The sequence below is a fragment of the Paenibacillus terrae genome, assembly GCF_000943545.1.
Taxonomy (GTDB): Bacteria; Bacillota; Bacilli; order Paenibacillales; family Paenibacillaceae; genus Paenibacillus; species Paenibacillus terrae_A.
In genome coordinates this window covers 1-9,403 of record NZ_JTHP01000124.1, presented here as the reverse complement: position 1 = coordinate 9,403, position 9,403 = coordinate 1, and the positions used below count along the sequence as shown (strand labels likewise).

Below are 9,403 nucleotides of genomic sequence, written 5' to 3'. Positions count from 1 at the left end.
AACTATGGAAGGCGAAGATACATACACCCGTAGAAAGTGTGCATTCCAAGGGGCAGAAGCATGAACGAATTATTAGCTTGGAGCCAGAAATCAAGAAAGGTCATATTCTGTTCAATGCAGATAACATTCGATATAATAATCAAGTAAAGGATTATAACCGAAACTGTACATACGACGATGCTCCAGATAGTTTATATGGGGCTGTTCAATTGATTCAGTCGTTCAAGAGTCTGAAATTTTATGATCGTAGTTTGTTGTTTTGAGGATCTGTTAAAGCTCAATCTTTATTCTAATCCCATTAGCTAATGGGGAAACATAAAAGTTGATAATTTAACCAAGATAGCAAGCGGTTATGGCACTCGTCATGCCTAAATTATTTTAAACTTTACAGACATGTGAATCAAATGTATTATTATATATAAAGGAAAATTATAGAAATTTCAACAGGGGGATTTCTATTGAAGAAGGGCTTAAAGTGGACGCTGTGGGTCGTGTTGTTGTTGATTTTAGGTGGTATTTTTTTAAACTTCTATTTGAATTATTTTACATTCGCCTATGCCTTAATGAGTGTGCTTCTACTTGTATTCTCAGGTTGGGGAGCTTTGGCCAAATTAAAGAATGACGTACATGAATATAAGAACCAACTGAGAAGAGAGTCGGATATAGATGATATTGAGCGATACACCAGATAGCGTTCCAGACTGCGAGTTTGATTTTTTATAATACATATTAATAAATGTAAGATAGAATTAAGTACTATAAAATACGGGGGTCGGAGTATGCGGATTCACAAGAAGAGATTGCTTATTATGGCAGGATGTATTGCTCTATCCGTAACGTTAACAGGTTGCGGGGAACCAACCAAAGAAAACAAAGACAGCGATAATGCTGTAGAGACAATAAGCACGGTTGAATCAACTGCTGCAGATGAAGCTGTGACAGATACAGAAAGCGGTAAGGCTCCTGAGCCAGTTAAAGATCAAGGCACTAGTATAGAACCCCTGATCACCAAGACAGGAGGACTTGGGGATACGAAGGAGACTATCGAACAGCTCCGCGGGGCAGATGAGAATGGGCAGGATGCCGGCATTAGTTCTTATCAGAACAATAGTTTTCTGGCTATTTATGCCGAAGATGAAGTTACAAAGAAAAACACGGCTTTGAATATAACCCTATCATTTGAAGCTACGGATAGGCCAAGGCGCTCTGAAAAGGAAGCTATACGCGAGGCTTCTTCTGTAATTCCAAGTGACGCTGTTAAGGTCAAGGAGTATAAGGTAGACGAGGGGCGAGATGTTATCCAGTACAAGAGCAAGTTCCTTTCAGAACGCTTGAGGGGGTGGTACGACCTGGATGCAGCGAATAATCCAGAATCTATGTCAGGCACCTTTATCGTCATACTGAAGCACGATGAAGAGGGAATTTTCTCAGTCGTGGTTGGTGCCGGTAATAATCCGTAAATAAGCTCAACTAGTAACTATACATGCACCCGTGGAAAGTGTGCATTCCAAGGGGCAGATGCATTATTAGTCTGGAGCCGGAGGTTAAGAAGGACATATTTTGTTTGATTCATAAAAAATTTGATGCAATAACCAAATAAAGGATTATTTTATATCTATTGAATAGCTGGAGGATAATGAAATGATGCATCAAGCTGAGTCACTATGGCAGCGTATTATTGAAAAAGGGATAAGCAAGGAAGCTGATTTTGAAAAGAAATTGAATCTACAAGTCGGTGCAAGAGATGAAGATTTCCAGATACTCGAAAGTACGCTTGGCATCAAGCTTCCCGAAGAAATGAAAAATTTTTATAGGGTACATAATGGGCAAGATTGGAAGGTGGGAATTAGTTCTTTTGTAAGAAATTTAACACTTTCCCCTATTGCTCAAATTATCGATAACTGGAAGTTTATTCAGGAGGAATTTGATCCAGACGATTTAGAATTGGATGCCGATAATGAAATTAGCCCTTGTCTTTGGAATCCTAAATGGGTGCCAATTGCAGAGAACGGTAGCGGGGACTATCTCTGTCTTGATACAGATCCGTCCGAAGTGGGAGTTGTAGGACAAGTACTATACTTTTGGCACGATTGGGGAAACCGTTCTGTAGAGGGGAACAACCTATATGAATTCATTGAAATTTGTCTGGAAGAAGAGGATTGAATGAAGTTGTAAGTGTACAAAAGAAATTAAACTCCCTAACAGAATAGTTTAATGAAGGAACTGCCTTTTTTAATGGGCAGTTTTTTTGATATGTGCAACAAAAATCAGTGGAAATATAGCGTTGTTATTTTGAAAGGATTCGATGAGATGCAAATTACGGAACAAATCATTACAGAATGTCTAAATGAACTCCAATTGGCTGCATTAGCCAAACAGAAATATGCAGATTACTACAATGGTCAGCATGCTATTCTCAAGAACTATGCCATGCAAGAAAGCCCGAAGCAATCAAAAGCTCATTTTCAATTTCCCTCGTAAGTTCGTAGATAATGAAGTGGGCTATCTGCTTGGAAATCCAGTAAACTATGTGTCCAAGTCGGATCAGGATGAAGCTATACATAATATAGATGTACATATGAGTCATTGGGACAAAGAGCATAATCTACAGCTTCGGAAACAATCCGAAATCTTCGGTGAGAGCTTCGAATTAAACTATATTGATTCGGATGGGCAGTTTTCAGCTACGGTATTGTCTCCTTTGAATGCCTATGTATTGGAAGATGGAACAGCAGAACGAAATGTACTATTAGGACTACATAAATTTACGAGACGTTTTGATAAGCAAGTATATTTGGACGTGTATACCGACCATGAAATTCTACACTATACAATCGGCAGTGATGATAAAGGCAATCAAATGAAGCAAAATCAATCACCCGAATTAAAATATATCGGCAAACATAATCACATCTTTGGAAGAGTCCCGCTTATCTCCTGTCCAGCTAATACAGAGAGAAAAAGTGGTTTCCATGATGTGATTTCTTTATTTGATGCCTATAACGCTTTGAACTCTGATTTGGTCAATGAAATCGCAGATCATCGCAACGCCTATCTCGTGATTGAAAACGCGAAATTGGAAGCTGAAGATTTATTGAATATGAAGAAGATGGGCATTATTCAAGTTCCGGCTGGAGGAAAGGTAAGCTGGCTTACGAAGGAGATTAATGATTCTTTTGTGAAAAACGAGTTGGATAACATTGAACGCAAAATTTTCGACATGATGGATCAGGTTAATTTCAATGAGAATTGGGCCAGCAATACTTCTTCCTTAGCGCTGAGAAATAAGCTGCTGAATTTGGAGAATCGAGTGGCGATGCGTGAAGCGTTGATGGAAAAGGCGATCAAGCAACGTTTACGCAATTTCTTCACCTTTCTGCACATTAAAGAAGGCGTTCAATATGATTACCGGGATATCGCTGTGAAGTTTACTCGTAACTTGCCGACAGACTTGGTTGGGATGGCTGATGTGATTGTGAAACTGAAAGAAGTGGTCTCTCAGGAAACATTGCTAACACTGTTACCGTTTGTAGAGAATCCCAAGCTGGAATTCAATAAATTTCATTCGGAGCAGCAACGATTAGCAGATACGGCTGAGGAGAAATCGGATGCAGAATAAAAATAGGGTCAAGCGGCTGGTGAAGAATAATTGTGCTTGTTATTTCGGAGCGAAGTATGGTATCCCAAACTATTGCTGTTTACAGGATGGCCCATGTGTATTCTTTGGTCAAAATGATACTCTGCCCCGTTGTATATATTTTGAAAAAGGAGTTTTATCCATAGACGAGAAGCTGGAACGAGAATATACGTCTGAGCGGAATGTAGAATCTGAATTTAAAACAGCGCAACCGAGGGTGAACTGTCAGAAATGTGGGGCTGCATTTTCAGCTCATTCGAATCGGCAAAAATACTGTGAGAAATGTAGAGATAAGAATGCGAATGAAAAGACGAAATTGCGGATGCGTCAGATGAGGAAAAAACAGGCTTGATGTTACGCTTTAGAAGTATAAAAAGCCCAATAAACTAAGGGAGAAAAACAACTCAAAATGAGGAGTTGGTATGTTTGTGCCTATTTCTCGTTTTTACGGTTTCTAATGCGTAACATCATTGTAGCAGATATGACGTTAAACGAATTGAACATACATATACGTGTTCGAAAGCTCGAACCCAAACAGACTCGGTGTTACGCTTTAGGCTGTCAAAAATCCAAATGAAATAAGGGTTAAAAATACCTAAAAGTGGGGAGTTGGTATGTTTGTACCTTTTCCTCGTTTTTGTGATTCCTAAAGCGTAACATCCCTGTCCTAAGCATGACATTAAACGGCTTAATTCAATACATACATAAGCGTGTTCGGTTCTGCGTAGTCGAATGGGCGATAAAGGAGATTATCGAAAATGAATTTAGAACAAATGAAGCAGTTGATTGAAGAAAACCAAACGAATGAGGAATGGCAAACGTATCTTCAGGGTTTGAATCTGTATAGCGTAGAAGGGATAGAGCAATTCATTCAATCTAATAAGGAAGCAAAAAGTTGGTTCGATAGCACGGTGGACAAACGATCAGCTAAATCGTTGGAAACGTGGAAAGCTAATCATCTGGAAAGTGCGGTGGATGTTGAGATCAAGAAGCGATTCCCGGCTAAGGATGAGAAAGAAATCGAAGTCGAGAAGCTACGAGCCGAAGTGGAGCATATGAAGCTAGAGAAGCAACGTGAACGGTTAACCAGTCAAGCAATTAAAATTGCATCCGAAAAGAAACTTCCACTCCCGTTAGTGGATTTTTTTATTGGTGCAGATGAAGAAGGGACGACAGCGAATTTAGCTATGTTGGAACAATCGCTGCAAATGGGTATCCAACAGCAGGTCGAACAACGGCTCAAAGGGGATGGATATACACCCCCAGCTAGTTCAACGAGTAGCACATTTACATTGGATTCGATTAAAGGAATGTCCCCCAACGAGATTAATCAGCATTGGGATCAAGTCAAACAAGCATTACAAAACAAACAATAATCAATAGAAAAGGACAGGGTGATTAGATATGTCAGTACAAAATTTTATTCCTACCATTTGGAGCGCACGTTTAAATGAAAGTTTGAAGAAAAATTTGGTGTACGGTAATGTGGTCAACACCGATTATGAAGGTGAGATTCAAGGTCAAGGCTCCACAGTAAAAATCAATTCGATTGGAGCGGTGACGATTGGCAACTATGACAAGGTAGCAGGAATCGGGAGTCCACAGGAGTTGGATGCTACGCAAAAGACGTTGGTAATTGATCAGGCCAAGTATTTCAATTTTCAAGTGGATGATGTAGATGCTGCTCAAGCGAATGTAAATCTACTGGATGGTGGAATCGTGGAAGCCTCTTATGGACTCGCCAATGTGGTGGATCAGTATCTTGCTGGATTTTACACGGAGGTCAAAGCCGAGAATACAATGGGTAACGACACCACGCCTATGGTTCCAAGCAAAGATACAGCCTATGATTTGCTGATTGATTTAGGCGTAATATTGGACGAAAATAATGTACCTGAATCGGAACGATTTGTGGTGGTTCCCGCATGGTATTATGGCTTGCTGCTGAAAGATGCACGTTTTACCAAAGACCCGAACATTATCCGTACAGGTTATGTCGGAGATATTGATGGTATGATCGTTTATAAATCCAACAATGTGCCGAATACCACAGGAGCTAAGTATAAAATTATTGCGGGTCATAAGAGCGCCATTTCGTTTGCCGGGCAAGTGGATTCAGTGGAGGCGTTCAGACCAGAGAAACAATTTTCAGATGCGGTGAAAGGTTTACAGGTGTTTGGAGCCAAATGTATCAAGCCTGAAGCTCTTGCTGTACTCACAGCCAATAAGTCTTAATTGAAAGTGGATGATATGAGAACACATTCTAATAGAAGAAACACGTTTAGGGTGTCCGTTTTGGATGCCCTATTTTTCATTTTTGGAGGGTGATAAGATGTGGTTTTTGAATCAGGAAACAGGCTGCACATGGGAAGTCACAGATCAGGAGTTAATGCTGCGGTTACAGGCTAGTGGGCATTATGAGCAAGTAGAGGAACCGCAACCAGATGAGACTAAGCAAGAAGCAGCCCAAACGAAAGTACAAGCTACCAAGAGCATGAAGCGTACCGAGAAGGAACAGGTAAAGGAGGTATAGGAGACAGCACATGAGTGAGCTAATGGATTTGATGAAACGATTATTAGGCATGGAACCAATAGACATATCCAAGGATGGTATCCTGATCCACTATTTGAATAAAGCAAGGAGTAATATTTATGGCTATTGTAACCTGGCAACGCTACCTGTGGAATATGATGATGTCATGGTCGATTATGCGGTGTATCTATATAAAAATCGGGATTCGGTTGGCTTAACACATAAGCAAGAAGGTGAACGCTCAGCCACCTATGAAGCAGGCATTCCGACAAGTATCAGGCTGGCTCTTCCTCTGCCTAAAATTAAGGTAGGTACAGACTGATGTTCTATGATACGAAGCTGGAAATTTTAGATGCTACTCATTTCAAACCTGTTCTGTCAGTGATGGCAGATGTACAACCTTATCGCAAAAGCTTTTCATTTGAAGATAGTTACACCTTGGAGACAATATATCGAGCTTTCTGTCCACTGGAATCTTTATTGCAATTAAACGGCTATGTCCAATTTGCTAAGGATGTCTTTATTATTTTGGATATGAAGGAATGGAATGATTATGTGGAGTTGTACCTTTATCGTTGTAAGCAGGATTTTGGTTTGGAGGTAGAGGAATGACACGGAGCTTAGAGCCGATGATTGATTTCTTCCTACGAGAGAAAGGCGAGCTTGTACACATAAACGGTGTAAGACAGCTTGCTCTGATTCGGGATGCGACAGATACCATTCAAATGACCGATGAAAAAATCATTCGTGCAGCAACACCCTTACATACAGGAGATAGCGTGGATTATCGTTATGAACAGTATCTGATCACCAGTCAGGTGGATCGAAATGAAAAGTCTTGTCGAGGCAGAATGAGAAAGTGTAATCAACGACTAGCATTAAACTGGAATGGACAGGTGAAATGGTTTGATGCTGTGGTAGAAGCCAGAACGTTTTCAACGGAAACAGGTAAAGTTATCTCCATGCCAGAGGGAAATATCCTGGTTACAGTACAGGACAATGCAGACACGCGAAACATCGCATTGAACCAACGATTCTATATGACTCATCAGCCGTTTAAAGTGACTGGAATTGATCGCACGATGAATGGCATCATCCAGTTAAGCTGCACATTAGATAGCATAAATACAGCTTATGATGACGTGGAACATAACATTGCAGACAGATGGAAGTACGAGATTACTCATACATATGCTTTACAAATCAATCAGGGAACGATAGCTCATGTGCTGCTCAACGAAACGTTATCTTTGAATTTGACTGCTACGGATAACGGGAATGAGATGGTTAATCCAGTCATAACTTTCATTACAAGCGATCCGAATGTGGTTAGCGTAGATCAGCATGGACAGGTTATAGGCATCGCTTTGGGACAAGCAAGCATCACCGCGAAATTAACGTATCATCTGACAGTGCTGAGTACCATTGAATTGAGAGTCGTTGAAACGGGAACGCATATCTATTCGATAGCCATTACCGGTAATCCCATGCTAAAAACAGGCCAAAGCGCCTCATACGTCAGTCATATCTATGATCATGGAACAGAAGTGTTTGACCAGTCGGTAGAGTGGAGCCTACGGAATCAAGATGATTCAACTCCTATCATGGGGAGCATAATAGCAACTACAGGAAATAGCGTGACTGTGAAAGCCGGAAGCAGTAGTGGTGCAATCAACAAAGTCCTTGTGTTGACAGCCACCTTAGTAAGTGATCCTAGCATTACCGTAGAAAAGAACATTAGCCTTAAAAATTTATTCTAAGCTTTATATCTATCGGCTTGCCCTAGAGGTGAGCCATTTTTAATTTTAAAGGAGCACATACATATGCAACGAAAATCTATTGATTACTTGCTCAGTCTAAGCCTGTTGAAGCAATTGAGATCACAACATGTCATTACAGAAGAAGAGTTTATCGCGATTGATGAGCTGAATAAAAAGTCTTTCAAATAGCTATAACATGGGCAGAAATGGACTTGATGATGTGCCGCAAGCATTATACCATGTGACCGTATAAAGAAGATATCGAAGGGAGAAACACCTATGGCACAAGCCGCAACCGCAAAAAAAGTCGTCGTTGTTCCCATTAAAACGGTGGACATCGTAGAAGGAATTCAATCTATCCAGAAAAAGAAAGTCGCAGCCTATTGCCGGGTCAGTACCGATTCCGAGGAGCAAAAGGAGAGCTATACCAATCAGGTCAATCATTATACCCAATACATTCAAAACAACTTGGAATGGGAAATGGCTGATATCTATGCCGATGAAGGGATCACTGGAACCAGCACCAAAAATAGAACACATTTTAATCGGATGATACAGGATGCTCGAAACGGTAAACTGGATCTTATTCTAGTGAAATCTATTTCGAGATTTGCGAGAAATACACTGGATTTATTGAAATATGTACGGGAACTCAAAAGTCTCGGAGTCGCCGTATTCTTTGAACGGGAGAACATTAATACGCTGGATACCACAGGCGAAGTATTGCTGACCATCCTGAGTTCCCTTGCCCAAGACGAGAGTCGAAACATTTCTGAGAATAGTCGATGGGGCATATTACGAGGCTTTCAAAACGGCAAAGTCTTCTGCAACACGACTCGCTTTCTTGGCTACGATAAGGACGAGCAGGGGGAACTGGTGATTAACGAGTCGGAAGCCGAGATTGTACGCAGAATATACGAGGAGTATTTGGATGGGAAAAGCTATCAGGCGATTGCTAGAGGATTGATGCGAGATCACATTAAAACAGTCACAGGTGGCGATACGTGGTGGGATTCCTCCATTACCTTAATTCTGACCAATGAGAAATATTACGGAGCCTTGCTTCAGCAAAAGACGGTAACGGTAGATTTTCTAACCCACAAACGAATAAGGAATAAAGGACAGGAGCAGCAATATTTAATTGAGAATAACCATGAACCGATTGTATCCAAGGAACTATTTGAAGCGGTGCAAAAGGAAAAGGAACGGAGGGCCAAGCTGAAAGGGAGCGTGATGGGGGAGAGTAAAAGGTACTCCAGTAAATATGCACTTAGCAGTAAAGTATATTGTGGATGCTGTGGAGCCATTTTTAAACGCCGAACCTGGAACAGCAATAATCCATCCAAAAAAGTGGTATGGCAATGCAAAACGTATGTCAATGAAGGAAAAGCAGCATGTGATGCCAAATCGGTTGATGAACAAGTTTTACATTCCGCGTTTGTGCGATTGTTCAACCGGATGTATGAGAATAAG

General features: G+C 40.8%; 14 protein-coding genes and 1 pseudogene. All 15 read left to right on the top strand.

The window, feature by feature from the left end:
• Positions 1 to 263 (top strand): annotated as a pseudogene (locus tag QD47_RS33540) (phage terminase large subunit); the annotation flags it as partial.
• Positions 264 to 458: 195 nt separating this feature from the next.
• The gene (locus tag QD47_RS28360) at positions 459 to 692 is read left to right on the top strand and encodes a hypothetical protein (protein WP_044649273.1); all 234 of its coding nucleotides are present in this window, start codon (positions 459 to 461) and stop codon (positions 690 to 692) included.
• An 87-nt stretch (positions 693 to 779) separates the two neighbouring features.
• Complete coding sequence (locus QD47_RS33535) at positions 780 to 1,460, top strand: hypothetical protein (RefSeq protein ID WP_235332394.1); 681 nt, start codon at positions 780 to 782, stop codon at positions 1,458 to 1,460.
• A 181-nt stretch (positions 1,461 to 1,641) separates the two neighbouring features.
• Positions 1,642 to 2,163 (top strand): SMI1/KNR4 family protein, encoded by a 522-nt coding sequence (locus QD47_RS28350; RefSeq protein ID WP_044649272.1) that lies wholly within the window; start codon positions 1,642 to 1,644, stop codon positions 2,161 to 2,163.
• 51 nt (positions 2,164 to 2,214) lie between these two features.
• Positions 2,215 to 2,481: a hypothetical protein gene (locus QD47_RS33530; protein WP_235332393.1), complete on the top strand. Its 267-nt coding sequence runs from the start codon at positions 2,215 to 2,217 to the stop codon at positions 2,479 to 2,481.
• A gap of 16 nt (positions 2,482 to 2,497) precedes the next feature.
• On the top strand, positions 2,498 to 3,619 hold the full coding sequence (locus QD47_RS28345; RefSeq protein WP_235332392.1) for a phage portal protein: 1,122 nt from the start codon (positions 2,498 to 2,500) through the stop codon (positions 3,617 to 3,619).
• The gene (locus tag QD47_RS28340) at positions 3,609 to 3,989 is read left to right on the top strand and encodes a hypothetical protein (RefSeq protein WP_044649271.1); all 381 of its coding nucleotides are present in this window, start codon (positions 3,609 to 3,611) and stop codon (positions 3,987 to 3,989) included. The genes QD47_RS28345 and QD47_RS28340 overlap by 11 nt, the downstream gene beginning before the upstream one ends.
• A gap of 406 nt (positions 3,990 to 4,395) precedes the next feature.
• Complete coding sequence (locus QD47_RS28335; RefSeq protein ID WP_044649270.1) at positions 4,396 to 5,013, top strand: DUF4355 domain-containing protein; 618 nt, start codon at positions 4,396 to 4,398, stop codon at positions 5,011 to 5,013.
• Positions 5,014 to 5,041: 28 nt separating this feature from the next.
• Positions 5,042 to 5,872: a P22 phage major capsid protein family protein gene (locus QD47_RS28330; protein WP_044649269.1), complete on the top strand. Its 831-nt coding sequence runs from the start codon at positions 5,042 to 5,044 to the stop codon at positions 5,870 to 5,872.
• A 97-nt stretch (positions 5,873 to 5,969) separates the two neighbouring features.
• Complete coding sequence (locus QD47_RS28325; RefSeq protein WP_044649268.1) at positions 5,970 to 6,170, top strand: hypothetical protein; 201 nt, start codon at positions 5,970 to 5,972, stop codon at positions 6,168 to 6,170.
• Positions 6,171 to 6,180: 10 nt separating this feature from the next.
• Positions 6,181 to 6,492, top strand: a complete 312-nt coding sequence (locus QD47_RS28320; RefSeq protein ID WP_044649267.1) for a phage head-tail connector protein — start codon at positions 6,181 to 6,183, stop codon at positions 6,490 to 6,492.
• Positions 6,492 to 6,782, top strand: a complete 291-nt coding sequence (locus tag QD47_RS28315; RefSeq protein ID WP_044649266.1) for a hypothetical protein — start codon at positions 6,492 to 6,494, stop codon at positions 6,780 to 6,782. Before QD47_RS28320 ends, QD47_RS28315 begins: the two co-directional genes overlap by 1 nt.
• Positions 6,779 to 7,930 carry an Ig-like domain-containing protein gene (locus tag QD47_RS28310; RefSeq protein WP_044649265.1) on the top strand — a complete coding sequence of 384 codons (1,152 nt, stop codon included), beginning with the start codon at positions 6,779 to 6,781 and terminating at the stop codon, positions 7,928 to 7,930. The genes QD47_RS28315 and QD47_RS28310 overlap by 4 nt, the downstream gene beginning before the upstream one ends.
• Before the next feature lie 63 nt (positions 7,931 to 7,993).
• Entirely contained in the window at positions 7,994 to 8,119 is a 126-nt protein-coding gene (locus QD47_RS33815; RefSeq protein WP_010348683.1) for an SHOCT domain-containing protein, read from the top strand.
• A 90-nt stretch (positions 8,120 to 8,209) separates the two neighbouring features.
• A partial coding sequence (locus tag QD47_RS28305; RefSeq protein WP_044649264.1) for a recombinase family protein occupies positions 8,210 to 9,403 on the top strand: 1,194 nt, incomplete at its 3' end.